This window comes from Streptomyces hypolithicus, assembly GCF_052934925.1.
Window position 1 is genome coordinate 1198141 of record NZ_CM128811.1, and the last position, 25446, is coordinate 1223586.

Below are 25446 nucleotides of genomic sequence, written 5' to 3' on the forward strand. Positions count from 1 at the left end.
GGGGAATTACGTGACGCTGAGCCCGGGGAATTACGTGATCGTCCACAACCCCCACATAGGCGGCCGCACCGCAGCCCTGCGCGCGCTCGCCGCGTGGCGGATGGAGTGGCCGGGCGCGCCGCGCGTCGTTGTGCTCACCGGCAGGTCCGGCAGCGGGCGTTCGCGGCTGGTCACCGGGTTTCTGATGCTCTGCGACCCGGACTTCCGCAAGCGCCTGCCGCTGGACGGCATGGATCCCTCCACCGTGCCACCCGAGCTGCCCGCCCCCGCCGTGCCGGCAGGCGAGGGGCTGACCGCCGCCCAGGTGCTGTGGCTGCTCGCCGATCATTACGAGCTAAGCGCCACCAGTACCGACGAGGTGTACGCAGAGCTGGCCGCCCTCGACGAGCCGGTGACCGTCGTCGTGCCGGACGTCGACCTGGCCGGCCCGGTGCGCGCCGCCGAGGAGCCCGCGCGGCTGGTGCGGGAGGTGCTCAAGCCGCTGGCCGCGGTCGAGACCGTACGGCTGCTCGTGGACGTACCGCGGCCGCTCGCCGCCGAGATGGCCGAGGGTCTGCCGCCCGGCGCGGTCCAGGTCATCGATCTCGACGAACCGCAGTGGGCGGACCCCGAAGGGCTCGTCCTGCACGCGGAAGCGGCACTGAGTCCGCAGTTCGGGGCGCCCGAGCTGCCGTTCACCGTCGGCTCCGAGGCCCGCCACGCGCTCGCCACGGCCATCGCCCGCCGGGCCGGCACCAGTCCGCTCGTCGTACAACTGGCGGTGCACAGCATCCTCATGGCGCCCGACGGCTTCGACCCGGCTGACGAGCGGTACCTGCCCACTTCGATCGGCGAAGCCCTCGACCTGCACGCCCGCCGGCTCGGCGCCGACCCGCAGACCCTGCGGCTGGTGCTCGCGCCGCTGGCTCTCGCCGAGGGGAGCGGGCTACCTGTGGAGATGCTGGCGAGGCTCGCCGGCGCCGTCGCCGGTCAGGACATGAGCGCGGCGATCGCGAGCGGGATGGCGCTCGCAAGACCGTTCGTGCAGCCCAAGGACCCCAAGAACGCAGCCGGCGATGGCGGGCGTACGCTGCTGGGCCTGGTGCATCCCGCCATCGGCGACGAGATCCGCGCCGGCCTCCCGAACCTCCGCGCCGCCCAGTCGCAGATCGCGATGGCTCTGCTCGAAGCGGTGCCGGAGCAGGACTGGAGCAAGGCCGACCCGTACGTACGCGATCACATCGCAGGGCACACGCTCGAAGCCGGGCTGCTCCCCCAACTCCTCACGGACCCCGGGCTCTTCGTGTACGCCGAGCCCGCGCCGCTGCGTACGGCCCTGGAGGCGGTGCCGGTCGAGGCACTCGGCGCGCCGGCCCGTACGTACCTGCGTATCGCCCCGCTGCTCACCCGCACCGAGGCACCGGCCGCGCTGCGCGCCGCTCTCCTGGAGACCGCGTTCGTCGAGGACGGGCTGCCCGAGTACTCCGACGCCGTGCACCGGCTCGGCTTCTGACGTGACCCGGGGACCGGGGAGCGGCGGCCGGCGCCTTCGCCCGCTCCCTCGCACTCCTGGCCACGGCCCGGCAGCAGATGCGGGGCCTGGACCCGGTGGCGGCCGGAGCGGCGGTGGCCTCGCTGCAGGAGCAGCTGGCGGCCATCGACGCGTCGGCGCTGGCGAACCCGGACACCTGGTGGTCGCTGATCGTCGAGCAGATGTGGCACGGGCTGTTCTGATGCGTCAAGATTTGGCCGGAAATCGACGCCGCGATGGTCCGTGCAGCACGCTCCGAGGCATCGCTGCGGCCGCGCCGGCCCGAACTCGGGGCACGTAAGATCGACGACGTGGCGCTCAACGCGCGGCCACAGGATTTCGTTCGCGGTAGCACGCCCACGCGGCCAGGTCTGTTTTTCACGACGAACTGCGTGGCCGGGCGGACTGCACTGATTGCCCGATTCCCCGATTCGAATACGTGACTAGCATGAACGCCACACGTGGCGCTGGAAAATCACCTTCCATGTAGGCGGTGGGTGCTCGCGGCGTCACGCGACCGGAGTGGGCCCGCCGGCTCACTTCCCCTTACCAAGCAGCGAGGGACCACCGCGGAATGTCTTTGTCTGCCAAGCGCCGTCCACGCCGAATACCGAGCACGGGGCGTGCGTCGTTCTCCGTCCCGCTGGTCGTACTCGTGGCAACAGCAGCGGCCGGTGGCGCGGTGGCCGCCGTGGCACCCGCCTCGGCACGCGGCTGGGTACAGGCGTCGGTCGCGGGTGCCTGGGTGTGTCTGGCCGTCACCATCATCGTCTCGATGGGCGTGTTCCAGCGGCTGCGTCACGCGTCGGACCGCGATGCGGAGCAAGTACGCCAGTTGCAGCAGCAGTCGGAGCAACAGAGCGCGGAGGGAGCGCATCTCGTCCATGTCTCCCTGCCGTCCGTGGCGAAGCGGCTGCGTGACGGAACGGGTGTCAACGAAACGCTGGCGGGCGTCGCGCCTCCGGTCGATCCGCAACATCGCCAGCTCCTCCAGACGTTCGCCTTCGCGGTCGCCGAAGCCGAGAAGCAGGCGGCGTCCGCCGGCGCCGCGGGCCGGCAGACCGCTCAGGAGCTGTCCCGGATCGACGACGATCTGGTGTTGCTGTCCACGGCCACCCTGCCCGCCGCCGTGGCGGAGCTGCGGGGCGGCGCGTCTGCGGAAAGAGTCCTGGCCGGGGCGGAGTTGCCGGCCGATGACCGGCTACGGGCGATCACCGAGACCGCGCTGCGCGAGCTGGCCGTGAGCGAACGGCGTGCGGCAGCCGCTCAGGCCGCCAGCGCCAAGGCCCTCAGCCGGGTGCAGGCGAAGTCGGTCAGCATGCTGGCCGACCTCCGTGACATGCAGGAACGCCACGGGGAAGAGGTGTTCGGCGATCTGCTGAAGCTCGACCACAGCACCTCCCAGCTCGGCCTGATGACCGACCGCCTCGCCCTGCTGATGGGCGGCCGCGCCAGTCGTGCGTGGAACAAGCCCATCGTCATGGAGAGCGTCCTGCGGGGCGCGGTCGGCCGGATCTCGGCGTACAAGCGGGTCCGGCTGCACTGCGCCACCAACGTGGCCATCGCCGGCTTCGCGGCCGAGGGTGTCATGCATCTCCTGGCCGAACTCATGGACAACGCGGCGAACTTCTCGCCGCCCATCGACGAAGTGCACGTCTACGTCGAGGAGGCCAGCGCGGGGATCGTCGTCACCATCGAGGACAGCGGCCTGAAGATGGCCGAGGCCGCGATGCGCCGGGCCGCGGAGTCGGTGTCCGGCCGGGTGACCGACCTGTCCGCGCTGCAGGGTACGAGGCTGGGCCTCGCGGTGGTGGGGCGCCTTGCGGTGAAGTACGGCATCAGTGTCAGCTACCGGCCGTCCTCGCGTGGTGGTACGGGCGCCGTGGTGCTCTTCCCGCATCAGCTCATCGCTCAGCAGGCGGCCCCGGTGCAGGGCCCGGCGGCGTACCTGCCGGGTGCTTCCGCGGCGGCTCCGGCCGCTGCATCTGCCCTCCCGGCGGAGTCTCAGGGGCCGCAGGAGCCTCTGGGGCCGCAGAGCCCACAGGAGCCTCTGGAGCCGCAGAGCCCGCAGGCGCCGCAGGACCCACGCGCCGCACAGCCGGCGGGCGCGGGCGCGGGCGCGCAGAAGTCGACTCCCAACGGCCTGCCGGTACGCCCGCCGGGCCGCACCATGGCCACCGCGCACACCGACCGCCCGCAGCGTCCGGCCGCGCACCCCGCACCGGCCGATTCAGCCGATTCGACAGCCACCGAGACCGCCATCGAGACCGCCACCGGCGCCGAGACCACCCCAGGCCGCGACGCCGGTACCCAGTTCGGCGCGTTCCACCGCGGCCGGCGCAGCGGAGCCGGCGATTCCGGTCAGCCGCCGCGGTCGGACTAGGCCTCGGCGCACCCACCATGGCGTGTCCCGCCCGGGCGCGTCCCCTTCCCCCCTTGCAACGCTCCCCCGCTCTTGACACCGGAATGGAGGCACGGGCAGGTGTCCGGTTCACCGCAGACCTTGCCCGGCTCGTCATGCAGACCACCGACAACAGCCTGACCTGGCTCCTGGAGAGCCTCCTCGACCGTACCCCCGGCACCCGGCACGCGCTGGTGCTGTCCCGGGACGGGCTGAAGCTCTGCTGGAGCCCTCATCTGACGCTGGACCAGGCCGATCAGCTCGCCGCGATCTGCTCGGGCATTCAGGCGCTGGCGCACGGCGCTTCCGTGGAGTTCGGCAACGGCACCGGCGGAGTACGGCATTCCATGACCGAGTTCCACGGTGGGCTGCTGTTCATCGTCGAGGCGGGCGAGGGCGCTCATCTCGCCGTGGTGGCGGACGACGGGGCCGACCCCGGAGTCGTCGGGCACCGGATGAGCGAACTGGTCGAGCAGATCGGTGACCATCTGCGGGCGGCGCCGCGCGGGTTCCCCCATGAGAACGCGCAGTCGTGACACGGCGGCCTGTGGACACCGGTGATCCCGACCGGCTCTATACGGTCACCGGCGGACGCAGCCGTGCCGACGGCAGTTCCTTCGACCTGGTCACCCTGATCGTCAGCGAGTGCGAACCCTCGCCGGGGATGCAGTCGGAGCACGTACGGATCCTGGAGCTGTGCCGGCATCCGGCGGCGGTGGTCGAGATCGCGGCGGAGCTGAAGCTGCCGGTCACGGTCGTACGGATTCTGCTGGACGACCTACTCGCGACGGGACGGATCACCGCCCGTCACCCGCGCGCGGCCCGCTCCCGCGCGGCCCTCCCCGATTCCGCTCTTCTCACGGAGGTGCTTCATGGGCTCCGCAATCTCTGAGCTGCCCACGTCTGAGCCCCGGTCTGAGCCCACGCCTGAGCCCCGGTCTGAGCCCACGCCTGCACCACACTCCCGGACGCCGCTCGGCGACGCCGCCGAGACCGGGCTCAAGATCGTCATCGTGGGCGGGTTCGGGGTGGGCAAGACCACGCTGGTCCAGTCGGTCAGCGAGATCCGGCCACTGAACACCGAGGAGGTCATGACGCAGGCCGGCGTCGGGGTGGACGAGACCTCCGCGGTCGCGGGCAAGACCACAACGACCGTGGCGTTCGACTTCGGGCGGATCAGTCTCAACGAACAGCTCGTGCTGTATCTGTTCGGCGCACCCGGGCAGGAACGGTTCTGGTTCCTGTGGGACCGGCTCTTCTCCGGCACGCTCGGCGCGGTCGTACTGGTGGACACGCGCCGGATGGACGAGTCGTGGTACGCCATCGACCGGCTGGAGCACCACCGGACGCCCTTCGTCGTGGCAGTGAACCGGTTCGACGACGACGGGGCCCGGTTCTCCCTCGACGAGATCCGTCAGGCGCTGACGCTGCCCGAGCACGTACCGCTGATCGACTGCGACGCGCGGGTCAGATCGTCGGGCAAGGATGTACTGATCACCCTCGTGAAGCACCTTCACGAGCTGGCCCGGGCACGGGAGCTGACGCCATGAGCGACGTAAGCCACGCAACAGAACCGTCCCGGCCGCCGGGCGAGCAGTCCGGGCCCCCGCCCGGCTGCCCCGCACACGCCGGCGCCGTACCGCTGAGCGGTCTGGAGTACCAGCAGACACCGTCGGAGCTCTACCGCACCCTGCGCAGACAGCACGGCGCGATCGCGCCCGTCCTGCTCGACGGCGGGATCCCGGCGTGGCTGGTCCTCGGCTACTCCGAACTCACCTACGTCACCAACAACGACGAACTGTTCGCGCGGGACTCCCGGCGCTGGAACCAGTGGGACAACATCCCGGCCGACTGGCCGCTGATGCCCTTCGTGGGCTACCAGCCTTCGGTGCTGTTCACGGAGGGCGCCGAGCACCGCCGGCGGGCCGGTGTGATCACCGAAGCCCTGGAGTCCATCGACCAGTTCGAACTCGCCCGCGAATGCGCGCACATCGCGGATCAGCTGATCAGTACGTTCGCCGGCAGCGGGCACGCGGAACTCATGACGGCGTACACACATTCCGTGGCGATGCGCGCGGCGGTCCACATGTGCGGGATGCCCTCGGGCACCACCGACACGGAGGAGCTCATCGAGGACCTGCGAATCTCCCTGGACGCCCACGAGGGCGACGACCCGGTCGCCGCGTACGTACGTGTCGGCGAACGGATGAGCCGTCTGATCAAGGAGAAGCGTGAGCGTCCGGCCGCCGACGTCACATCGCGGATGCTGGCCCACCCCGCGGGGCTCACGGACGAGGAGGTCATCCAGGACCTGATCTCGGTGATCGCGGCCGCGCAGCAGCCGACCGCCAACTGGATCTGCAACACCATCCGGCTGCTGCTCACCGACGAGCGGTTCGCGCTGAACGTCTCCGGCGGCCGGCTCAGTGTGGGCCAGGCGCTCAACGAGGTGCTGTGGCTCGACACCCCGACGCAGAACTTCATCGGCCGGTGGGCCACCCGCGACATCCAGCTCGGCGGGCGCCAGATCCGGGCGGGCGACTGTCTGGTGCTGGGGCTCGCGGCGGCCAACACGGATCCGCAGATCTGGCCCGACTCCCAGGTCGGCGCGGAGAATTCGGCGCACCTGTCGTTCAGCAACGGCGAGCACCGTTGCCCGTACCCGGCGCCGCTGCTGGCCGACGTCGTCGCCCGTACCGCGGTCGAGACGCTGCTGGAACGGCTGCCGGACATGGTGCTGGCCGTCGAGCCGGAAGAGCTGACGTGGCGGCCGTCCATCTGGATGCGCGGGCTGACTGCGCTGCCGGTGCGGTTCACGCCGGTCACGCACTGAGGGGCGTACGTACGGGCGTAGCTGGCGGGCGTACTGGTGGGCCTAGCTGGCGGGCGTACTGGTGGGCCTAGCTGGCGGGCGTACTGGTGGGCCTAGCTGGCGGGCGTACTGGTGGGCCTACGGTACGGAAACTGTCAGACGGCCGGCCGTGCTCGCACCAGCTACCGTCCGACAGCTCCGCTCGTCAATGCCCGCGGATCACGGAGCGGCCGGTGTGAAACGCACCAGCAGGGTCTTCGGGCCGCGGGTGAACACACCCTGCTCGACCGGGTCGAAGCCGTCGGCCAGGGCCAGGTCGGGCATCGCGTCGAGGAGCTGTCCGACGCCGATCTCGACCTCGGCCTTGGCGAGCAGCGCGCCGACGCAGAAGTGGCGGCCGAGGGCGAAGGCGAGGTGGTCGGCGGCCGCGGAGAACGCCGTGGTCGTGGTCAGGTCGTCACGGAAGATATCGAAGCGGTCGGGGTCCGCGTAGCGCGAATCGTCGCGGTTCGCCGCACCGATCAGGCAGGTCACCGTCGCCCCGGCAGGCACGACTCCGCCGCTCAGCTTCACCTCGGACGCCGACTGCCGCATGATCATGTGGACGGGCGGAGTGAAGCGCAGGGTCTCGGCGAAGGCCCGTGCGATCAGGCTCCGGTCCTCCCGTACGGCCGCCAGCTGCTCGGGGTTGAGCAGCAGGTTGGCGAAGATGCTGGCGATGGCCTTGTCGGTGGTCTCGCCGCCCGCGGCCAGCAGCAGGCTGCAGAAGGCCTTGATGTCCTCGTCGCTCATCTGTACACCGTCGACCTCGGCCGCGCAGAGCGTGGACAACAGGTCGTCACCGAGGTTCCCGCGGCGCTGCTGGATGATCGGAATCATGTACTCGGCGAACTCGACGCGGGTACGGTCACCCGCCGCCGCGACCTCCGGGTCGCCGGCGAGGTTGCCCAGGAAGGCGATGACCGCCGTGTACCAGCCGTGGAACCGGGCGTGGTCGGCCTTGTCCAGCCCGAGCATGTCGGCGATGACGTTCACCGGGAGCCGCGAGGCGTAGTCACTGACGAGGTCGGCCGAGCCGCTGGCGCGGAAGCCGTCGATGAGTTCGCGGGAGTTGCGCTCGATGACGGGCAGGAACTTGTCCTGCAGATCGCTTCCCCGGAAGGCCGGCGCCACCAGCGCCCGCCGCACGGCGTGCTCGCGGCCGCTGAGCTGGAGGATCGTCTTGCCGTGTACGGGCTCGATCTGCCAGTCGTAGTTGTCGGTGGTGAACTCCGACTGTTTATCCTTGAAGACGCGCTGCACGTCCTCGTACCGGGAGATGACGTAACTCTGCATGCCCTCGTGCCAGAGCAGGGGGGTGTGCTCACGCATCGCGCGGTAGACGGGGTAGGGGTCAGCGGCGAATTCGGGCGAGAGTATGTCGGGGATGGACTCGGTGGTGGTCACGGGGTGGCTCCTTCGGACGGTGACACGGCTACACGGCTGCACAGCGACAGGCAACTGTCTGTAGAGCTAAGCGTATTGATCAGTGATCAAAACCGACAGTCCAACCTTGAACGGCTCTCCGCCGCGCCCCACGCCACCCGCCCTACACACACGCGCACGCACGCCCGCACGCTGGCTGGCTGCCCCCCCCCCCCCCCCCCCCCCAGTCCCCAGCCCAGCGAGAGCCTCAGTACAAGGAGAACCCTCCGCTGTGCCGCCCCGGCTTCTTCTTTCCGCCCTCCGGACGCTCCCCCTCGCTGCGCCGGGGTGTGGACGAGCCCGAGGGGGTGTCGCCACTGCCGGCGGGCGCCTCCGGGTCCTCACCCTGCCGAACCTGCTCGCGCTCCTCCTCGGAGAGCGCCTCCCACTTCCCCCGCAGCGACGCCAGGCCGCCACCGAGGGCGCGCGCCGCCGAGGGGTCATCGAGTGCGTTGCGCAGGGTGACGCGCCCCGAGAGCAACTTCTGCGCCATGTCCCGCAGTTCCGGACTCACACCATTTCCGGCGGACAGTTTGCGGAGGTCGGAGTTCAACGACCGCAACTGCTCAGGCTCAAGCGCTTCGTCCAACACCCCCCGGTCGGGGGAAGGCCCCTGGGGGCGTTGCGGGTTCTGCGGGCTGTGGGGCTGCTGGGCCATCTCGCCTCTCCTCAACTCGTGTCACCCGAAGTATCACTCGCCGCGGACTCCCATCGACAGTGCGGCATCACGCCCTTGCTGGGCGAACGGCAACGGGCGTCGTACCAGCCCGAGTCCGTACCCATCCAGCAGGGCGCGACCTCCATGGCCCTGGACGCTCTCAGCCGAAGTCGTCTCTGATGCTGCGCTGCCGAGGCGGGGCCTGATTCCCCGTCCCGACGCGATTCCTGGAACCATCATCCTCAGCGGGCGGTTTCGAGGCCATCACCTCGCCTCCACCTCCCGCGACGGCTGCACCAGCCCCACCCATCGGCACATCGATCGCGAAGTGCGGTCCGCCTCCTCGCCGGCCACCACCGGGAACCTTCGACTGGTCGAAGTCCGGAGGAGGAGTGAAGTCGGTGTCGAGCGCCCGCTGCCTACTTACGCCCACGGCCCCCATACCGGCGCCACCCAGACCGCCTCCGGCAGCGTTGACCAGGCTATTCTTCAGCCACTCGGGCTTTTCGTCCGTGCTCAGGGCAGTGATGCCGTCGACGGCGCCTCCACCCGCGACGTTGCCCACGATGCCACCGGCCATGTTCTCCCCGACATGCCTTCCAACGGCACCTACTGCGGGGATACTGCCGAGCCGCGCCCCTGCCCATGCAGCTGTGCCCATGCCCAGGGGGGTGCCCACCGCAGCGGCCACACCGCCCTGCCACGCGGCTTCGCCCAACTCCGCACCGGTGAGCCCGTCACCTGACGCTGCCGCTCCGATGGCCGAACCGAATGTGTTGCCACCCCAGTTGACCCCGAAATTCATCAGCAGTTTGGCAAGGTTTCCCGACTGCTGAAAGGCGCGCATGCGCGAAGCAATGCCATGAAGAAGCCTGCCGAGCCGCTCGGAGAGGCGAATGGCCCGAGTCGCCAGCATGGTTACGCGAGCCGCGGCAGCCGCAGATCCGAGACCGACGGTAACAAAGGACAGAGCAATGCCCACACCGATGGAAACACCGATCTCCAGGTAGATCCCGTGGATCTCGGAGTTGACTTCCTCGATCTGGTCCGCGGCTTCATCCAGCTGCTTTGCTACTTCGTCGTAATCTTCAGCGGCCTTCTCGACCGCTTCCCTGACCTCACGCCAGTGCTTCCTGAAGGCCTCGGCGGCGGGTCCACGCCAAGACTCACCGACCGTGTTCTCAACGGCCTTGTCCACGTCCTTGAGCACACCACCGGCGCCGGCAACCTGCTTCTGCAGCAGACGCCACGCCTTAGCCGCCTGCCTCAGCTCCTCCGGCCTGCCGCCCGGATTGACCAGCTCGATCCCGAGCTCGTACAGCATCTCGGCTGTCGACTCGTTTCCGCTCACGGCTTGGCACGCTCGCTCTTCTTACCGAAAAGCACCGCGACGCCGTCATCGGTCACCTCGGTGTTGCGGTTGACCTTTCTCAAGGCATCGGCAACAGCGTCCAAGTACTCCTGGACAGCCCGCACACTGTTGGCGGCATCCGTCGAGTACTCGATGTACGAAGTCCTTAACTCGCCCGATTCGGTCAAGAGCCCGAATCCCTCCGAGATGGCTTCCTCGCCTGTTTCATCCGTGAATTTCTTCGCGTGCGCGCGCAGGTCGTAAGCCTGCAATTCCAGGATCCGAGCCAGTGCCCGCACCGCGTCCTGCGCATAAAATGGCGCATCATCAGCCATTCGCCAACCCTCATTCACGTGGGTGGGCGCACCCGCGGGTCGCTCGTCCAACGCGGATCGAAGGCGATGCCCTACGGCGTGCGTCCAGTAGCGGCGAAGCCCCTGCCGTACGAGGTCGCGTACGCCGTACGCCGAAGGGAACTTCATGGCCACCCATCGTGCCGCCTCGGTGAACCCCATCCTCCGGATTCCCGGTAGGGCGCCCTGATCAGCACCTGAAGGTGTGAGAGAGCCGCTCCCTGGTGCGGACCACAACCGACGAGAAACCGTCGCGGCGACCGCCGGCACACCGTCGCCCGAGGCGTTCGCCCAGCTCGCCGGGGGCGTGGGGCCCGAACCAGCATCACCACGGATGCGTCAACAAGCGCAACGGCGAGCGCCGCCGCCCGCAGGCGCCGTCCAATTCGCCAGCGACACGAAACCCCGCGCCGACAGGCCCCACTCCCCCACGTACGGCCCGCGCCCCCTGCTTCTCTGACATGCGGTTACGAGCAGCCGCATCCCAGTGCGGTCCTGTGCGCCCTGTGCCCTGCGTCCTACGCCCCGCATCCTGCACCGTCCAGGGACCGAACCTAGAAGACCCTGGACGTGAGCCCTGCCCGCTCGGCCCTGGCAACACGGTCCGCCCCCGCCTGATCCCGCTCCGAGGCGAGGCGGTCCCACTTCTCGGGATGCATCAGCATCACCGCGCCACTGCTGGGCACGAACGCGATGCCACCGAAGGGCAGGTCGCCCGCCACCCACACACCGTTCTCGATGCCTTCGGGCCACGGGTCGCGCCAGAAACCCCGGCTGGGCACTTCCACGACCTTCATCAGCGGCGACCTGCCACCCTCGGCGTTCCTCACTCTGAGGGTGAGCTTGGGCCGCCCCTTGGCGGAATCCTTCCCGTCCTTCTTCTCCACTTGCGGCCAGAACTCGTCGAAGGAGTACTGCCTCAGCACCTTCCTGCAGGCGCGGGTGATGACGACGGCCGAGGGAAGGAGATAGAAAAGCAGCGCGATGAGGCCCATGATTCCTACGCCCGTAAACGGGGCCGCGATGTAGACGACCCAACGCCACTTCCCGTCCAGGGCCTCCAAACCGGCCATTACGGGCGGGAGGAACGCCATGATCGCGAAGGTCACACCAAGGGTGAGGAACTTCCAGAGCACGCGCGAGGTCAGCTGCTTTCGCACCTGCTCCGCGTCCACAGCGACGGTCGAGTGAGTGACTTGAGAATATTCAGACATCGCGTCTCCTTCCAGCTAGGCCACGACCAGGTCTGGTCTAACCGAAGTCGTTTCGCATCGAATTGGTTGCCGGAGAACCCGGTCCTGTGTTGCCCTGGTCGCCCGTCTCCTCGCGAGGCGACGGATCAGTGAACGTCAGCGTATTCGCAACGCCGAGCAGTACATTCCGGTAGTCGTCGGCCAGACCGACGGCTGCGGTCACCAGTTGGACCACCACGATGTCGGGCATGCCGGCGCCGGTCACCGCGACGGTTCCCTGCCAGACCGTCCCCTCCGGAGGAGTTTCACTGCCCTCGGGCGGCTCGCCCGGCGCGACGGTGCGCCGCTTCTTCTCGGCGATGAACCCGGTACCGCACGGCAGCTCCAGGGGGCGCATGCCTTCGTCGGGTTTGTCCGCAGCGGTGCCCGCCATGCTGGCGAGCACCAGCTTCGCGTTGACTCCGGACGCGGGGACGGTCGAGACTGTCAGCACGGAGAGCGTGAAGCCGCCGATCTCGTCGGGGTGCATACCGATGGCGCATCCCTGCACGTTCTGCGCGTTTAGCAAGCTCACGGCACCTGCGTAGAACCGCGCCACCTCTTCGGCTCGTTCGCGCAGTTCCTCGGGCAGGCTGAGCACCTGGTTGATCAGTTCGACGACCTGCTCGTACGGAGGATCGAGGTCCAGCTGCAGATAGCCGTGCGGAAGCCCGTACCAGAAAAGCGGCTTCGGATCGCTCGCTGTCTCTGTGGAAAGATTGGTCACTGCGCAATCAGCCTTTCGGGAACCGGAATCGGGGAATTGTCACTCACGCCCATCCCAGCAACCCCGCAATGCTGTGCGCTGTGGCAGCCGCCTTCGTGCTCTCCGCGGCATTGTGCGCATCACCTTCCTGGTCGACCAGCCCCATGCTCTCGGCGGACGAGACAAGGTTGGCGGCGACGTTCAGGCCGTTAGCGTGAATGCTGCCCATCAGCTTCGCCGATCCCGACGCGCTCTCCGCAGCTCCGCGCCACGCGTCGTTCACATCGTCCACGGCCCTCTTCGAGAAGGCGGGCACGACTTCCTTGACGAAAGCCCCGGCCTTCTCGGTGTTCGAAACAGCGACGCCCATCCTGCCGGCCATGCCCGCTCCGTCAGCTACCTCTTTCGCCGCCATACCGAGCGCCTTTCCGCCCGGAATCATGCCGACGGTGTCACCGGCAATCGAGGCCCATGCGGAGAACATGTCCATTCCGCTTCCGCCACCGAACAAGTCACTTCTAAATTTTGGATCTGAGAGGTTCTTGGACATCGACGCCGCGCTCGCCACGACGGCGATCCCGGCGAACAGCGGTGCCAACGGGGTGGGAAAGAGGGCCAGCAAACCGGCGATGGCGCCGATGGTTCCAGCGTGCTCGTACAGGAACGCGCCGACCGCCTTGATGCCGTCCCAGATGGCGTCGACGGCCTTGCTCAACCAGCCCGGCTCCATGGGCGCCAAATTGTCCGTGGCGTCATCGAGGGACTTGGCTACCGTCTCGGCGTTGTCCGAGTGGGTGGTCTCCAGCATTCGCGCGTTGGTGATGACTTCGTCGTACGCGCCGTTGGCCTGGTTCAGCGCGGTCGTGGCCTCGTTGAGGCTGCGCTCGGCGGATCGCAGCCGCGCGGTCGCCGCATCGGCCTCTTCCTGGGTGGAGAACTGCTGGTTGGCGAGCCCCAGATCCGGGTGCTGGCCGGCTTTCTCGTGACGCTTCTTGGCCGTGTTAGCCGCGGTCTTCCTCTCGCCGGCCACGGCGTCGTACTTCCGCGCCAGGTCGCGGTTGGCTGTCAGGTAGCCGTCCCAGTTGCTCAGCTGCGCGGAGGCCTTTTCGAGGGAGCGGGCGGCGTTCTTGATGTATGTCGGCAACTCACCGTCGATGGCCTCCCGGAACGCCTTCGCCGCGTCGCCTTCCCAGTAGCTGCTCTCTCCGATCAGCTTCTCGAGCTGGGTGTGACAGGTGCGGAGCGCTGTCGCAGCCGAAGTGACCTTCTGCTTCAGCGCGTTGACCTCGCTGGGTATGCCGGGTACCGGGTTCCAGCCGAGGTTCGGGTAGGGGTTCGGCGCCATTACTTGCCGCCACCTTCGCCTGAGTTCGCCTGCTTCGCCATGTGATTCAGGGCTTTCTCCAAGGCCTCTTCGACCTCTTCGTAACCCTTCTTGTTGGACTTCACGCCCTCGCTGATGGCATCGATCATCTTCTTGGTCTGCTCGGACCCGTATTTCCAGCGCTCCTGGAATCCGTCGCACGCCTCGTCCAGGCGCTTGGTCCCGATTTGCTCAGCACGGACGTGATCGAGGGCGGCACGTGCCTCGTTGAGGTCCCGGACGCATCCCTCAAGGGTCTTGAGGAATTCCCCCAACTGATCCGTATCCGTCTTGAAGTGATCCCCCATGGACCGATTCTCCTTTTGCTGCCGACTCATCACAAACGCTGAACAGATTACGAAGCACGCCCCCGAGGACCAGGAGACCGGGAGGCAGAGACCTGGTGTGACCGTTGGGCGCACAAGTAGCGCCCCGGCTGACATCCGGAGCCCCCATGCCAACGCCCGCAGCCACCCCACGCATCCCGCCCGGCCCGAAAATGACCGGACCCCCGCACGAACGGCCCATAGGGCGGGAGAGGGCGGCGGAACCGCGATGCTGCCGCAGGGGCCATCCACTCGACGTACAGAGTCCTAGCTACGAGCCCGATTGAGTACCGTTCGTAACGCTGGGCCCCCCTCCCCGTTAATCACACAACACCCTATGACCTTGGCGAAGTCGGGTCCGCAGCCCCCGCGTAGGAGTTCCGCGGAGAAATTGTGATCGGAGCCGATCGATCACCCACTGCTGCTGGCGACCGCCCTATAGGGAGCAGTGTGGTGCTGGTAGTACTGCGCAGCGTGGCCTGAGCGGCTTTACGTGCGCTGCCACCCGGGAGCCGCAGCGCGCCCGCACCCCCCGGCCGGGGGTCTACTTCCGAGCGGCGGGGTGAACACTCCCCCCGCGCAAGGGCCCCCCACACCCCACGTACGCGGCTTACCGGAAGTCGTCCCTGATACTGCGCTGCCGACGAGGGGCGGAAATCCGGTGCGGGTCTTCTCCTCCGCGGCGTCTTTGCGTGGCGCCCCCATACGCGGCAGACACCTCTCCGCCGCCTCCCGCCACAGCAGCCCACTTCACCCACGGGCACGTCTACGTCAGCATGAGGGCCCCAGCCTCGACGGCCGCTCCCCGGCAGATTCGGGGCGTCGCAGCCCGCCGGCGGGGCGATGGGGCAATTCAATAGCCTGCTGCCGGTGACGCCTCTCGGCGCGTATGCCCCGCCCGCCGAGACCCGCCCGAGGGTCTGTCAAGCAAACGTCTTACAGTCCCGTGGGCTGCTGCGGAGTCTGACCGGGAGACGTGGGATATCACTGGTGGTGTACTGCCTTGGGATGTGAGTGCTGCGCTGGCGGGTATGGCGCATGGTTGGGATAGCCCATGCCTCCACCGCTAGCGCCCCCCGGAACGGAACCACGGTTTCCGCGGTCGCGGCCAATGGCGATGACGATGCCGGCGATGACTACAACGGCCGCAGCCGCGATACCACCGGCAATGAGATGGCGCAATGAAGATTTTTTCTTCTCGACCTGGGCTGATCCGTGGTCGGTGCCGTCTGTTCCTGATTCGCGCAACTGGACCTTGCCGGCCTGCGCCTGAGGCGTCGCCACCACGGTGGCGGCTACTCAGGGTTGCTACGGCTTGATGCCTGCTGGAGGCTGGTCTGGCCAGACAGCTACGTCGGCCAGAACACGCTGTTCTGCCTACTGCCCCTGATACGGCGGCTGTTGACCGTAGTGGCTGGGGTTGTGCGCGGGCTGGCTGGGCGCCGTAGTGGGGTACGGCTGCTGATTCGTCGGGTATGACGGCTGGTTCGGGTAGCCACCGCCAGGGCCACCGGGGCCGGGGCCCCCATCGCCGCGGTTGCGTCGACTGCGGATGATCGCGAAGGCGATGCCGCCGATGACGACCACAGCAGCAATGCCGGCGATGACGAGGATGCTGCCGGACGAGGATTTCTCTTGGCCTGGGGCCTGCTGCTGTTGTCGCCATCGGATGCGCTGCCAGAGTTCGAGGCGGAGGACGGCTGCTGGACCTTACCGAGGGGGCCTTGCTTAGATCCCTTGGGGATGTCCATGGTGAGCGCTCGGTAAGGACGGATGGCGCCATAGCCGAACTCGTCGTCGGGGACGTTCTGGACGTCATGTCCCAGGAATGTCGTCGACTTGGTGAGACGGTGGATGACCTGGCCGGCTGTGAGATCGGGGAACTTGGATCGGACTAGGGCAGCTGCGGCCGAGACAAGAGCTGTTGCGTCTGATGTGCCGTCTGCTTCTGCGTAACCACCGGAGCGAGTGGGGTCAGCGCTGAGGATCTTCTCTCCCGGCGCTGTAAGGGTCATCCCCTTGCCGAAGTTCGAGTTATCCCAAAGGTCGTTCGATCGGTCCAAGGCCCCTACAGCCACCACACCCGGCAGCCCAGCGGGGTACATGATCCTCGCGTCGCCGTCATTGCCGGCACCTGCGACGACGACCACATCGCGATCCTGCGCATAGGCGATGGCATTTGCCGCTTCCGAATTCGGGTTGGCGTGGTCGTCCACAAAAGAAAGGTTAATGACTGATGCACCGTTATCAGCGGCGTACCGGATACCCGCCGCCCATCGCCTCTCATCGACCACATCGTTCTTCCCCGAACGCATCACCCTCACTGGCAGGATCTTGGCTTTAGGGGCCAAGCCCATCACACCGGCGGAATTGTTAGCCCCATGACCGTGGCCGGCGATCAAACTCGCCATTCCTGTGCCATGCCCAGCCTCGTCATCATGGGCATCGCCATCACCGGTAACGTCCTGGCCCTTCAGCACCTGCCCAGTCAGATCCGGGTGAGTCGGGTCTACACCGGTATCCACGACGGCAACCGTGACTCCCTGGCCTTGGGATTCAGTCCAGATCTTGTCTACGCTGAAGGCATCCAACGTCCACTGCTGATCGCGGACGTAATCCGCCGAGGCTGTGGGGGCTGAAGTGAGGAGCAAGGCTCCTGTCAGCGCCACGACTCCCGCCGTGGACCAGACTCGCTTGACACCCATTCCTTGCTCCTCATTCAACTACGACTGGTTGCGCCAGCCTTCATAGGCGAACCGGACTCGGTTATCCGAGCGGCTCGCTTTTCTACCTACTCGATGTTGCGGGGGACGTTCCGCTTGCGGTCCTCCTCCGACACCCAGGTCTCTTCGTCCTCGACCAAGTAGTCGGGACGCTCGCCCCGGCTGTTCTCATCCTCGGAGCGTCGGCCGCCTCGGCCCATACCGGCGGCGCCGCCCATGCCGCCTGCCATGCCCTCGCGCTGCGATCCGCCGCGGCTGCCGTGCAGGCCTCCGCCAGCACCAGTGCCGTTGGCGGTCGGGCCCTTGGCCGCACCGATTACGCCACCGCGAGCCTTCGCAAGGGCGCCTCGCCCCCCGGCTGCCGCGCCGCCTCGACCTGCCGCGCCTGCCCCGGCGCCACCGCCCATACCGCCCATGCCAGCTCGGGCTCCGCCGCGGGCAGCACCGGCGCCACCCGGACCGCCGATGCCGGAACGACCACCACCAGGAGCTCCGATACCCGTGCGCTTCGCACCACTGATGCCACTGGGTGTGCCGCCTCGGGTGCCGGGGCCACCGAGAGGAGGAATCCCTCCTGGACCGCCGACTCCCGGCCCGCTACCGCCGCTGCCCGGGCCTCCGATTCCGCTGCTGGGACCCGTGGCAGGGCTGCCCCCAGTAAGACCGGGCGAAATGCTGTCCACGTTGGTCTTCGCAACGGGGAGTTGCGAACCGCCCGTGATTCCTTTGGCACGGGAGATCTCAGGAGTGGCTCCGATCTTGCTCGTACTGCCGGCACTCCACGGCTTGGTAGCTGCTCCCGCTGCACCGGGGCCGCTGCCCGAAGGCGACGGCATGGTGATGGGAGGCGGCATCGTCACCTCGTTGCTCGGCGGCTTGAAGGGGTCCCCCGGCTCGTGGACAGCCCCGCCTTTCATGTTCTTGGCATAGACCTGATAGTTCGCCCCCAAGCTCTCCATCACAGCAACACCCTGAAGCTGTGCCTCCTTGCCAGCGGAGAGCATCTCCTCGTTCGCCTTGCGCGCCGCTTCCGTGGAGACGCCGTCCTTAACGTCCTCCTTCAACTGGGTGTCGTCGCGGCCGGGGTCTCCCACCCTGTTCCAGAAGCTGTCCCAGCCTGAGGGCTGCTTGACGTCCCTCATCTTCTCCTTGGCCGCGCGCAGGTCCTTCTGCACAGCTTCCATCTGGGTTGCGGTGAGGTTGGCGTGGGCACCGCCGTTCCTGACCTTCTGCGTGATCTCTGCGGCCTTCCGCTGGAAGGCCCGGGCCGCGTCACCCGCCCAGTGCTCCATGACGTTGTCGACGGCAGTCTGCATCATGCCCGCGACGCTGTCCTTGGCAGAGACTGCGTCCACGCCACCGCTCGAGCCATCGCCGTCACCTCCGGAGAGGATGTTGTGGACCTGCTTCCAGCTCAGGCTGGCTTCGTAGATGGCATCCGGATTCGAGTCCAGCACCATCCTTCGCAGCTCAGGAATGCCTTCCTGCATGAACTGCGTCTTGAGCGTGCTCCGGTCCGGGCCGCCTTTGCCGCCATTTGCCTGCTCTTCGAGCTTCTCGTCGTGATCGTCCTTGATGCGCTGCTCTCGAGCCCTCTGCCCCGCCTCAATCTGCTCAGGTGTGGGCTGGTGGTAGCCGTACGCCATCTTCGAACATCCCCTCCGTCAGTGATCGATGCCTGAGATCGTTTACGCGTAAGAGCCCTTTTTGGCCGGGCCCGAGTCGCCGCCCATACCGTGCTTGTTGGCGTGTTCCTGCTCGTTGTACTTGTCCCGCACCTTCGAGGCGCTCTTACCGAACTCGTCGATCAGACCGTGCAGTCCCTTGATGAAGCCCTCGATCTTGGTCTTCATCTGCTCGTGGGCTGCGTGGAGGTCGTTCGACTCCAGAAACTTCTCGTTGCCGAACGCGCTACTCGGAACGTTCGTCGAGTACTTCACCTTGCCGCCGGCCTTGTCCATGTCGTCGAGAAGCGCCCAGAGCTTCTTGATCACTTCATCGAGCGCACTCAGATCGACCCGCATTCCGTCACTCATACCCCGTGTCCTCTCCCCTGTTCTAACCTGTGTATCCGGCGCGCTTGCGCCGCCAGTCTCGTATTGCGACCCCGCTGCCGCTCGCCACGAGGACCAGTGCCAGCGCCGCACCCATGACGTACATCGCGATGCGGCCGTCGCGTTCTGCTTTGGTTTCGCCCATCGTCACCGCCATCGGGATGACCTTTCCCGAGCCCGGTGTCACCGGTGCGTCGGGTTGCGGGCGGGTGCCCGGAGTGGAGTTGTCCGAGAGGGCGGCTACCGGATCCACCACTCCCCAGCCGAGGTAGCGGTTCGGGCCGCGGCCCGGGCGGTTGGCGGTTTCCTGGATGCGGGTGGTGATCTGGGCCGCCGACCAGTCCGGGTTCTTGTCCTTCAGCAGCGCCGCCACCCCCGCGACGTACGGAGCCGCGAAGCTTGTGCCGTCGGCCGCGCACTGGCCGCCCTCCGGGACCGTAGAGACCATGCCCACGCCGGGGGCCGCCACGTCCACGAAGTCGCCGGCCTGCGAGAAGAAGGCGCGTTCGTCGTTGCGGTCCGAGGCCGCCACCGCGAGGACGCCGGGGTACGAAGCCGGGTACGTCGTGGCGGACTGGCCGGTGGCGCCGTCGTTGCCGGAGGCGGCGACGATGAGGACGCCTTCCCTCACGGCAGACGCCACGGCGTTCCGCAGCTCCGTGTTGTCCTGCTTCTTCGCCGTGTCCGAAGAGATGTTGATGATCTCGGCGCCCTTGTCGACGGCGTCGCGGATCGCGGCGGACATGGTGCGCGAGTTGCCCTGCTTCTCCTCGCCGCCGGTGTAACGGAGCGAGATGATCTTGGATTCCGGTGCGATGCCCGCGAAGCCGGTGTCGGGGATCTCGCGAGCCGCGATGATGCCCGCGACCCGCGTGCCGTGGCCCTCGATGTCGGCGCTGCCGTCCGACTTGCCGACGTAGTCCTTGCCGCCGGGCGCCAGCGCGCCGCGCAGCTGGTCGTTCGCGTCGTCGACACCGGTGTCGATCACGGCTACGGTGACGCCCTTGCCCGTCGCCTGTTCGCGCAGCTGGTCCAGGAGGATGCGTTGGAGCGACCAGGGCGTGGACTTGATGATCTCGCCGCCGAAGACGCACTCCGAGCCGGCGGACAGACCGAAGTCGACTTCTTTGGAGAGCGGGGAACCGTCGGAGCCCGCGCCCCGGGCGGGCGTCGTCGTGGCGAGCGCCGGTGGGGCGGATGTGAGACACACCCCGGTGACCGCGAGTACGCCAAGGGCCCGCTGTAGTACGCGGGTTCGGCTCGCGGCCGTACACGGACGGGGTGTCAGGACCCCCATGGTCAGGCTCCCATGTTCCGATTCCGAATGGTGTGGGTGGTACGCAATTGGTGCGGGCGCAGTGGTGCCGGTGGTACGCGATGGTGCGAGCCGTACGCACACGTGGTGCGCCGCCGGCGTGGCGCGCACAAGTGGGTCGGCCCAGCGGACGCGTTGGCGTCGGCCGGGCCGCCCCACTCATCTCACCTCGGGCGCGGATCAGCCCCAGGTGTTGGCGTTGCTCTTCTCCGTGGCCTGGTAGTTCTCGGCGGAGCTCTGCAGTGCGGTGGAGATCTTCAGCAGGGTCGCGTGCAGGCTGGCGGCGGTCTTGTCCCACTCGCGCTGCTTGCGCTGGTAACCCTCCTGCGCCTCACCCTCCCAGCTGGCGGCTACGCGCTTGACCGCGGCCTCGACGTCGTCGAGCTGCTGCTTGATACGACCGGCGGTGCTCTTCACGTCCGTGGACGCGTTGGTGATGGTGGCGTAATTGACGAGAATCGACATCGTCGCTCCCTTTCAGGAAGTGGTACGGGAAGTGTGGAGGAGTGCTGCTCAGCCGAAGTCGGACATGATCTTGCTGACTTCGGCGTTCTGCTGCGCTTCCGACGCGGAGTAGTTGCTCCGCGTGGAGTCCACGGCTTCCTTGATGTCGTTGAGGATGTCGCTCATCTTCTTGGCTTCTTGGTTCCAAGTCTCCTGCAGGCGGTGGTACGACTTGGCCGCCTCGCCCTGCCAGCCGCCGGCGACCTGGTCGATCACTCCGTTGAGGCGGCTGATCTCGCCCTGGATCTGACCATTCACCGTGCTGATCTGCCCCGAGAGCTTGGTCAGCTCATCTTCTGTTACCCGAAACTGGCCGGCCATGGTGAACCTTCCCCCATGTCGTTGATGGTCCGGGAAGCCTGTGCCGCCCCCCGGATAAGCGTCACATCAATGAGCGCTGCAAGCACTCTATCGCTCGTTTCTCACTCACACACAGACAGCTGTTATCAGTTACAGACTTCACACACATGCGCTACGGCTCGGTGATCAGGCCGGATCAGGTCCGGCCAAGTCGCCGCAGGCGACAGCTCGTTGGCCTACTGGCTCTGAGGCTGCGCGGCGCTGCCGGTGTCCAGCATGGGCCCCTTCGGAATGAATTTCGCCCATGTTTGAGGAACGATCGCGGGGTTGGCCACCTTCTCGTAACCGAGCCGCGTACGCGCCTTGTCCGTCTCGCTCGCCTCGTCCTCGGAGGCGGCGTCCTCGCCGGCCGTGTCCGTGGCGCTGTCATTGTTCGTCGGCAGCGAGTAGCGCAGCCCCGTGTCCGTCAGCAGATACGTCCCACCGCCGCCCTGCGCCGTGCCGGTGACCTCCTGGAAGAGGAGCCCGGAGCCGGAGGACACATAGGCGTTGAGCGAGTCGGCAATGACCTTCTTCGGGTACGTCGAGCCGGCCCATGCGGCGAGCTTCGGCTTCTTGTCGGGGCCGATGGTGCCGCCGTACACGCTGCACGATGTGGTGTTGGCCTCATCGGACGCCGTCGCACCGGAGTTGGCCTGCCGCGGAACGACCTGCGGCCAGCCCCGGTCGAGGTAGAAGCCGTCGGCGCCACCGCCGTTGGCTTCGATGATCTTCGAGGTCTCAGCCCTGATGTAGTCGGGGGTGTCGGTCCCGTAGGCGGCCTCGGCGGCGGGCGAGTTCTTCAGCAGGTTGGCGACGAACGGGGTGACGGCGGCCACCTTGTCCTTCAGCACCACGTAGAACTGATCCCCTTGGGCGTCCTGGGACTTGAGCACCCGGCCCACCGTCCCCGCCTCGTCGGGAAGCCCCTCAACCGTGGTGTCCGTGCCGATGTCGGGCACGGTCGGGAAGGCGATGGCGCCGGCCTTGTTCAGGGTCGCCAGCCACTCCGTGCTCACCGACTGCGGTTCGGCGGCCGTGCCGATGACCGCGGCGCGCAGCTGCTCCATCGTCGTGCCGTCCAGGCTCGATGTGCCACCGAGCTCGAACGCGTTGCCCTTGCCGTCGACCAGGTATTCCTGTCGGGTCTTGCTGTCGGCGACGTACAGCGCCTCGCTCGCGTCGACCTTCCCCGCGTTGTCGACCGACTTGGCGTCCTCGCCGTCGAGTACGAACACGGCGCGGTCGATGGACGTGCCGGTGCCGGGCGCCGGGCGCTCGCAGACGGCCCAGGTCTTCGCCTTCTCGGCGTCCTCCTTGACCGGGAGCCGGTCGGGAGCGTACGGGATGCCGAGCGTCGCGCCGTGCGGGATGCCGCTCTTGTCGATGTCCTTGCCCGGGACCTCGATGACGTTGCCCTTGCCCTTGTCCAGCAGGAGCTTGGCGGAGGCGTAGTTGAGGACGGGGTGCAGCGTCGGGACTTCCGTGTCGTTCGCGCCCTCGTCCTTGATGACGACGTATCGCGTGGTGGAGTCGCTGTCGACGATGATGTACTCGCCCGGTGTGTCCCAGCCCTTGGGCGCGGACGGCTTGATCACACCCCACGCGATGAAACCCACCACCAGCACAACACCCAGCGCCAGGCTGGGCATCACCGTCCGGATCGGACGGGGCGCGCCTTCGTCGGAGCCGCCCGGCGACGGCGCCAGGAACGCTGCGACGGTGCGCTTGCGCGCGAACGTGTAGGCGGCGAGCTCATCCCGACGCGTTGCCATGGTCCTGGCTCTCCCCGTGTGGTCGTGCGTGATTGACGCTGCCCGAGGCTGCTTCAGCCCGGCAGTCCTGCCCGAGGCTCCTTCAGCCGGGCAGTCATCAACTATGCACTGCGCCCGGCGACCTCGATCCACCAGGTAGGGGTCCCCCTCGGCATCTTCACAGGCCTGTGGCTTGTTCGTAGCCGCCACCTGTTCGTCGCGGGTTCGTCAGCGGGTACCGTGACCACTCGCACGACTGATAGAGGGCAATCGGAGCCCCTGGCCCCGTCGCTGAGATCTCCGTCGACGTTCAACGTTCGACCGTCGACGATCCGCACGACGCCGGGCCACCACTTCGCGAAAGGGATGTCCCGGGGGATGACCAGCGCTACGAGCACTCGGCGCGGACGCCGCGCACAGCAGCAACCGGGCCGTGGCCGAGGGTCCGCGCCGGCCCAGGCCCCCGCGCCTGCCACTATCCGCACCGCCGCGCCGCGCACACTGCCCAGCCCCGGAGGCATGGGCCCGTTGCGCCTTCAGCAGCTGATTCTGGTGGAGCTCGCGGCCGCCGTCATGCTGGTCGCCTGGGTCACCGAGCGCTGGGTCCTCGCGCCGGCCGGAGCCGTGGCCGCGCTGCTGCTGCTCCTGGCGATCGTGCGCCGGCACCGTCGGCCGCTGCCGGAGTGGTACGAGACGGTGCGCGTCCTCAAGCGCCGCCAGCGCGCCGCCAAACTGCCCGTGCCGCCCGGCACGGACCCGATGCTGGCGCCCACCGTGGAGTGCGATCCGGCTCTGCGGACGTACAGCTTCGTCTCCCGCGACGACCGGACGATCGGCATGATCGGCGACGGGTCGTTCCTGACCGCGGTGCTGTACGTCCAGCCGGCCGACGAGCCGCTGCGCCCCGGGTTCGCCGGGCGTCAACTGCCGCTCCACCTGGTCCAGGACGCGTTGGAGGTCGACGGCATCCGCCTCGCCTCCGCCCAGGTGGTGCAGCACACCCAGCCGGCGCCCGCGCCGCATCTGCCGCCGCAGTCCGTCGCCGCGCGGTCGTACGGCCCGCTCCAGGCCCGCGCGGGATCGCCCGCGCTGCGCCTGACCTGGATCGCTCTCAAGCTCGACCCGGAGCTGTGCCCCGAGGCGGTGGAGGCGCGCGGCGACGGCGTACCCGGCACCCAGCGTGCGCTGTTGCGGGTCGCGGACCAGCTGGCGAGCCGGCTCGCCGGTGCCGGTTTCCGGGCGACGATCCTCGACGAGAACGAGCTGGTGCAGGCGCTGGCCACCTCCAGCTGCCTCAACCCGCGCGCCAACGCGCAGCGCGGCCAGGACGGCCGTCCCGCGCAGCGGCGTACGGTCGAGTCGGTACGGAGCTGGCGGGTCGACGACCGGTGGCACTCGACGTACTGGATCTCGCGGTGGCCGCAGTTGGGCGACGGCGGTCTCGCGCTGCCGCAGCTGATCGCGCAGTTCACGTCGCTGCCGGTGCTCGCGACGACGTTCAGCATGACGTTGAGCAAGGCCGGGAACCGAGGTATCTCGGTAGCCGGGCATGTGCGTGTCACCGGTCGCGGTGAGAACGAACTGGGCGAGGTCCGCCGGGAGTTGGAGCGTATCGCCGGCGCCGCCAAGGTCGGCCTCGTACGCCTCGACCGCGAACAGGTCCCCGGCGCTCTGGCCACCCTGCCGCTCGGAGGTACGTCCTGATGTCCTACCCCACTCCCACCGTGAACGCGGGGCCCGTGAACCCGGGTGGGCGCGGCCAGGACCCCGCCCGCACACCCGCGCACGTGGCCTCGCCCACCGACACGGGCATGATCCCGCTCGTCCAGCAGCCGGAACCGCCGCAGCAGCAACGCCGCATCTTCAGCCCGGGGTTCGGGCTGCGCGGGCCGCGCCGCAACCGTCATGTCGTCACCGCCGAGGAGATCGCGGCGATCAGCATGCCGATCGGTGACGACGGCGTGATCATCGGCACCGACACCGAGTCCCAGCCGGCCGTGCTCGGCCTGGCCCGGCCCACGCCGTTCGACGTCGTGGTCGTCGGTGGTCTGTGGCTGGCGCAGGTGCTGGCGCTGCGTTCGGCGGCCACGGGCGCGCGGGTGGCCGTCGAGACGGGCCGCCCGCAGGCCTGGCAGCAGTTGGCGCAGGCGGCCGGCGGCGGCCAGCAGTGCATGACGGTCTACCCGGTGGGCCGGGTACCCGCGCAGGGTCCCTCGGTGTCCAGCCCGGTGGTGCTGATCAGGGACTGCGGCGTACGTCCGCCGCGCGGCCGGGTGACGTCCCTGCCGTGGCAGTCGGTGGTCACGGTGCTGCCGTTCGTCGGTGAGCACGCGCCGCGCTGGCTGATGCAGGCCCAGCTGGTCGGGATTCAGCGGATCTCGCCGCAGGAGACCGAGGTCGTACGCGAGACCCTCGGCATCCCCGCCCAGCACCTGGAGATGCTGCCGACGCTGTCCGACAACGTCGCGCTGTGGTGCACGCGCAAGCACCGCAAGTACGTCATGACCGAGCCGACGGACGCGGAGACGGGGCTGCTCGGCATGGCCCGCCGCATGGACTGAGTGCGCCCTCGCGGGGCGGA

Annotated in this window: 25 protein-coding genes; 9 read left to right on the forward strand and 16 right to left on the reverse strand. The window is 68.1% G+C overall.

The genetic code is table 11. The features are described from left to right. The first annotated feature begins 10 nt into the window (after window positions 1-10). The 7 genes from ACU6WZ_RS05445 (at window position 11) to ACU6WZ_RS05475 (ending at window position 6744) form a co-directional block, all read left to right on the forward strand. Window positions 11-1492 carry an ATP-binding protein gene (locus tag ACU6WZ_RS05445; protein ID WP_447031979.1) on the forward strand — a complete coding sequence of 494 codons (1482 nt, stop codon included), beginning with the start codon at window positions 11-13 and terminating at the stop codon, window positions 1490-1492. Window positions 1493-1569: 77 nt separating this feature from the next. Beyond that, complete coding sequence (locus tag ACU6WZ_RS05450; RefSeq protein ID WP_447031980.1) at window positions 1570-1713, forward strand: SUKH-4 family immunity protein; 144 nt, start codon at window positions 1570-1572, stop codon at window positions 1711-1713. Between the two features lie 371 nt (window positions 1714-2084). After that, window positions 2085-3893 carry an ATP-binding protein gene (locus ACU6WZ_RS05455; RefSeq protein ID WP_447031982.1) on the forward strand — a complete coding sequence of 603 codons (1809 nt, stop codon included), beginning with the start codon at window positions 2085-2087 and terminating at the stop codon, window positions 3891-3893. 134 nt (window positions 3894-4027) lie between these two features. Continuing rightward, the gene (locus ACU6WZ_RS05460) at window positions 4028-4447 is read left to right on the forward strand and encodes a roadblock/LC7 domain-containing protein (protein ID WP_447033873.1); all 420 of its coding nucleotides are present in this window, start codon (window positions 4028-4030) and stop codon (window positions 4445-4447) included. Next, complete coding sequence (locus tag ACU6WZ_RS05465; protein WP_447031983.1) at window positions 4444-4803, forward strand: DUF742 domain-containing protein; 360 nt, start codon at window positions 4444-4446, stop codon at window positions 4801-4803. Before ACU6WZ_RS05460 ends, ACU6WZ_RS05465 begins: the two co-directional genes overlap by 4 nt. Further along, complete coding sequence (locus tag ACU6WZ_RS05470; protein ID WP_447031984.1) at window positions 4784-5461, forward strand: GTP-binding protein; 678 nt, start codon at window positions 4784-4786, stop codon at window positions 5459-5461. The genes ACU6WZ_RS05465 and ACU6WZ_RS05470 overlap by 20 nt, the downstream gene beginning before the upstream one ends. Next, complete coding sequence (locus ACU6WZ_RS05475) at window positions 5458-6744, forward strand: cytochrome P450 (protein WP_447031985.1); 1287 nt, start codon at window positions 5458-5460, stop codon at window positions 6742-6744. The genes ACU6WZ_RS05470 and ACU6WZ_RS05475 overlap by 4 nt, the downstream gene beginning before the upstream one ends. 198 nt (window positions 6745-6942) lie before the next feature. Here ACU6WZ_RS05475 and ACU6WZ_RS05480 read toward each other — a convergent pair whose 3' ends face one another. The 16 genes from ACU6WZ_RS05480 to eccB all read right to left on the reverse strand — a co-directional run bounded on the left by ACU6WZ_RS05480 (window position 6943) and on the right by eccB (window position 22886). Continuing rightward, a complete protein-coding gene (locus tag ACU6WZ_RS05480) occupies window positions 6943-8169 on the reverse strand; it encodes a cytochrome P450 (protein WP_447031987.1) in 1227 nt (408 codons plus the stop codon). Window positions 8170-8395: 226 nt separating this feature from the next. Next, a complete protein-coding gene (locus tag ACU6WZ_RS05485; RefSeq protein WP_447031988.1) occupies window positions 8396-8845 on the reverse strand; it encodes a hypothetical protein in 450 nt (149 codons plus the stop codon). 160 nt (window positions 8846-9005) lie between these two features. Further along, window positions 9006-10196 carry a WXG100 family type VII secretion target gene (locus ACU6WZ_RS05490; protein WP_447031989.1) on the reverse strand — a complete coding sequence of 397 codons (1191 nt, stop codon included), beginning with the start codon at window positions 10194-10196 and terminating at the stop codon, window positions 9006-9008. Next, on the reverse strand, window positions 10193-10531 hold the full coding sequence (locus ACU6WZ_RS05495; RefSeq protein WP_447031990.1) for a hypothetical protein: 339 nt from the start codon (window positions 10529-10531) through the stop codon (window positions 10193-10195). The genes ACU6WZ_RS05490 and ACU6WZ_RS05495 overlap by 4 nt, the downstream gene beginning before the upstream one ends. 572 nt (window positions 10532-11103) lie before the next feature. Further along, a complete protein-coding gene (locus ACU6WZ_RS05500) occupies window positions 11104-11763 on the reverse strand; it encodes a hypothetical protein (RefSeq protein ID WP_447031991.1) in 660 nt (219 codons plus the stop codon). Between the two features lie 37 nt (window positions 11764-11800). Then, window positions 11801-12508: a hypothetical protein gene (locus ACU6WZ_RS05505; RefSeq protein ID WP_447031992.1), complete on the reverse strand. Its 708-nt coding sequence runs from the start codon at window positions 12506-12508 to the stop codon at window positions 11801-11803. A 43-nt stretch (window positions 12509-12551) separates the two neighbouring features. Beyond that, the gene (locus ACU6WZ_RS05510; protein WP_447031993.1) at window positions 12552-13832 is read right to left on the reverse strand and encodes a putative T7SS-secreted protein; all 1281 of its coding nucleotides are present in this window, start codon (window positions 13830-13832) and stop codon (window positions 12552-12554) included. Further along, window positions 13832-14158: a DUF6317 family protein gene (locus tag ACU6WZ_RS05515; RefSeq protein WP_447031994.1), complete on the reverse strand. Its 327-nt coding sequence runs from the start codon at window positions 14156-14158 to the stop codon at window positions 13832-13834. Before ACU6WZ_RS05515 ends, ACU6WZ_RS05510 begins: the two co-directional genes overlap by 1 nt. Window positions 14159-15160: 1002 nt before the next feature. Then, window positions 15161-15463, reverse strand: a complete 303-nt coding sequence (locus ACU6WZ_RS05520; protein ID WP_447031995.1) for a hypothetical protein — start codon at window positions 15461-15463, stop codon at window positions 15161-15163. A 62-nt stretch (window positions 15464-15525) separates the two neighbouring features. After that, on the reverse strand, window positions 15526-16881 hold the full coding sequence (gene mycP, locus ACU6WZ_RS05525; protein WP_447031996.1) for a type VII secretion-associated serine protease mycosin: 1356 nt from the start codon (window positions 16879-16881) through the stop codon (window positions 15526-15528). 86 nt (window positions 16882-16967) lie between these two features. Then, window positions 16968-18545: a hypothetical protein gene (locus ACU6WZ_RS05530; RefSeq protein WP_447031997.1), complete on the reverse strand. Its 1578-nt coding sequence runs from the start codon at window positions 18543-18545 to the stop codon at window positions 16968-16970. Between the two features lie 42 nt (window positions 18546-18587). Further along, a complete protein-coding gene (locus tag ACU6WZ_RS05535; RefSeq protein ID WP_447031998.1) occupies window positions 18588-18935 on the reverse strand; it encodes a hypothetical protein in 348 nt (115 codons plus the stop codon). 22 nt (window positions 18936-18957) lie between these two features. Beyond that, window positions 18958-20163, reverse strand: a complete 1206-nt coding sequence (mycP, locus tag ACU6WZ_RS05540) for a type VII secretion-associated serine protease mycosin (protein ID WP_447031999.1) — start codon at window positions 20161-20163, stop codon at window positions 18958-18960. 285 nt (window positions 20164-20448) lie between these two features. Further along, window positions 20449-20733 (reverse strand): WXG100 family type VII secretion target, encoded by a 285-nt coding sequence (locus ACU6WZ_RS05545; protein ID WP_447032000.1) that lies wholly within the window; start codon window positions 20731-20733, stop codon window positions 20449-20451. A 48-nt stretch (window positions 20734-20781) separates the two neighbouring features. Continuing rightward, window positions 20782-21093 carry a WXG100 family type VII secretion target gene (locus tag ACU6WZ_RS05550; protein WP_447032001.1) on the reverse strand — a complete coding sequence of 104 codons (312 nt, stop codon included), beginning with the start codon at window positions 21091-21093 and terminating at the stop codon, window positions 20782-20784. A 215-nt stretch (window positions 21094-21308) separates the two neighbouring features. Continuing rightward, on the reverse strand, window positions 21309-22886 hold the full coding sequence (gene eccB, locus ACU6WZ_RS05555; RefSeq protein ID WP_447032002.1) for a type VII secretion protein EccB: 1578 nt from the start codon (window positions 22884-22886) through the stop codon (window positions 21309-21311). A gap of 357 nt (window positions 22887-23243) precedes the next feature. On the opposite strand from eccB, the gene eccE reads away from it, so the two are divergent. Continuing rightward, entirely contained in the window at window positions 23244-24569 is a 1326-nt protein-coding gene (gene eccE, locus ACU6WZ_RS05560; RefSeq protein WP_447032003.1) for a type VII secretion protein EccE, read from the forward strand. Beyond that, entirely contained in the window at window positions 24569-25426 is an 858-nt protein-coding gene (locus ACU6WZ_RS05565; protein ID WP_447032004.1) for a hypothetical protein, read from the forward strand. Before eccE ends, ACU6WZ_RS05565 begins: the two co-directional genes overlap by 1 nt. Window positions 25427-25446: the final 20 nt, after the last annotated feature.

Excerpts from the sequence above, each read along its gene's own strand:
- ACU6WZ_RS05450 (WP_447031980.1), top strand. The coding sequence starts at position 1,570 with ATGCGGGGCCTGGACCCGGTGGCGGCCGGAGCGGCGGTGGCCTCGCTG.
- ACU6WZ_RS05455 (WP_447031982.1), top strand. The coding sequence starts at position 2,085 with ATGTCTTTGTCTGCCAAGCGCCGTCCACGCCGAATACCGAGCACGGGG.
- ACU6WZ_RS05460 (WP_447033873.1), top strand. The coding sequence starts at position 4,028 with ATGCAGACCACCGACAACAGCCTGACCTGGCTCCTGGAGAGCCTCCTC.
- ACU6WZ_RS05470 (WP_447031984.1), top strand. The coding sequence starts at position 4,784 with ATGGGCTCCGCAATCTCTGAGCTGCCCACGTCTGAGCCCCGGTCTGAG.
- ACU6WZ_RS05475 (WP_447031985.1), top strand. The coding sequence starts at position 5,458 with ATGAGCGACGTAAGCCACGCAACAGAACCGTCCCGGCCGCCGGGCGAG.
- ACU6WZ_RS05485 (WP_447031988.1), bottom strand. The coding sequence starts at position 8,845 with ATGGCCCAGCAGCCCCACAGCCCGCAGAACCCGCAACGCCCCCAGGGG.
- ACU6WZ_RS05495 (WP_447031990.1), bottom strand. The coding sequence starts at position 10,531 with ATGGCTGATGATGCGCCATTTTATGCGCAGGACGCGGTGCGGGCACTG.
- ACU6WZ_RS05500 (WP_447031991.1), bottom strand. The coding sequence starts at position 11,763 with ATGTCTGAATATTCTCAAGTCACTCACTCGACCGTCGCTGTGGACGCG.
- ACU6WZ_RS05510 (WP_447031993.1), bottom strand. The coding sequence starts at position 13,832 with ATGGCGCCGAACCCCTACCCGAACCTCGGCTGGAACCCGGTACCCGGC.
- ACU6WZ_RS05515 (WP_447031994.1), bottom strand. The coding sequence starts at position 14,158 with ATGGGGGATCACTTCAAGACGGATACGGATCAGTTGGGGGAATTCCTC.
- mycP (WP_447031996.1), bottom strand. The coding sequence starts at position 16,881 with ATGGGTGTCAAGCGAGTCTGGTCCACGGCGGGAGTCGTGGCGCTGACA.
- ACU6WZ_RS05530 (WP_447031997.1), bottom strand. The coding sequence starts at position 18,545 with ATGGCGTACGGCTACCACCAGCCCACACCTGAGCAGATTGAGGCGGGG.
- ACU6WZ_RS05535 (WP_447031998.1), bottom strand. The coding sequence starts at position 18,935 with ATGAGTGACGGAATGCGGGTCGATCTGAGTGCGCTCGATGAAGTGATC.
- ACU6WZ_RS05545 (WP_447032000.1), bottom strand. The coding sequence starts at position 20,733 with ATGTCGATTCTCGTCAATTACGCCACCATCACCAACGCGTCCACGGAC.
- ACU6WZ_RS05550 (WP_447032001.1), bottom strand. The coding sequence starts at position 21,093 with ATGGCCGGCCAGTTTCGGGTAACAGAAGATGAGCTGACCAAGCTCTCG.
- eccB (WP_447032002.1), bottom strand. The coding sequence starts at position 22,886 with ATGGCAACGCGTCGGGATGAGCTCGCCGCCTACACGTTCGCGCGCAAG.
- eccE (WP_447032003.1), top strand. The coding sequence starts at position 23,244 with ATGACCAGCGCTACGAGCACTCGGCGCGGACGCCGCGCACAGCAGCAA.
- ACU6WZ_RS05565 (WP_447032004.1), top strand. The coding sequence starts at position 24,569 with ATGTCCTACCCCACTCCCACCGTGAACGCGGGGCCCGTGAACCCGGGT.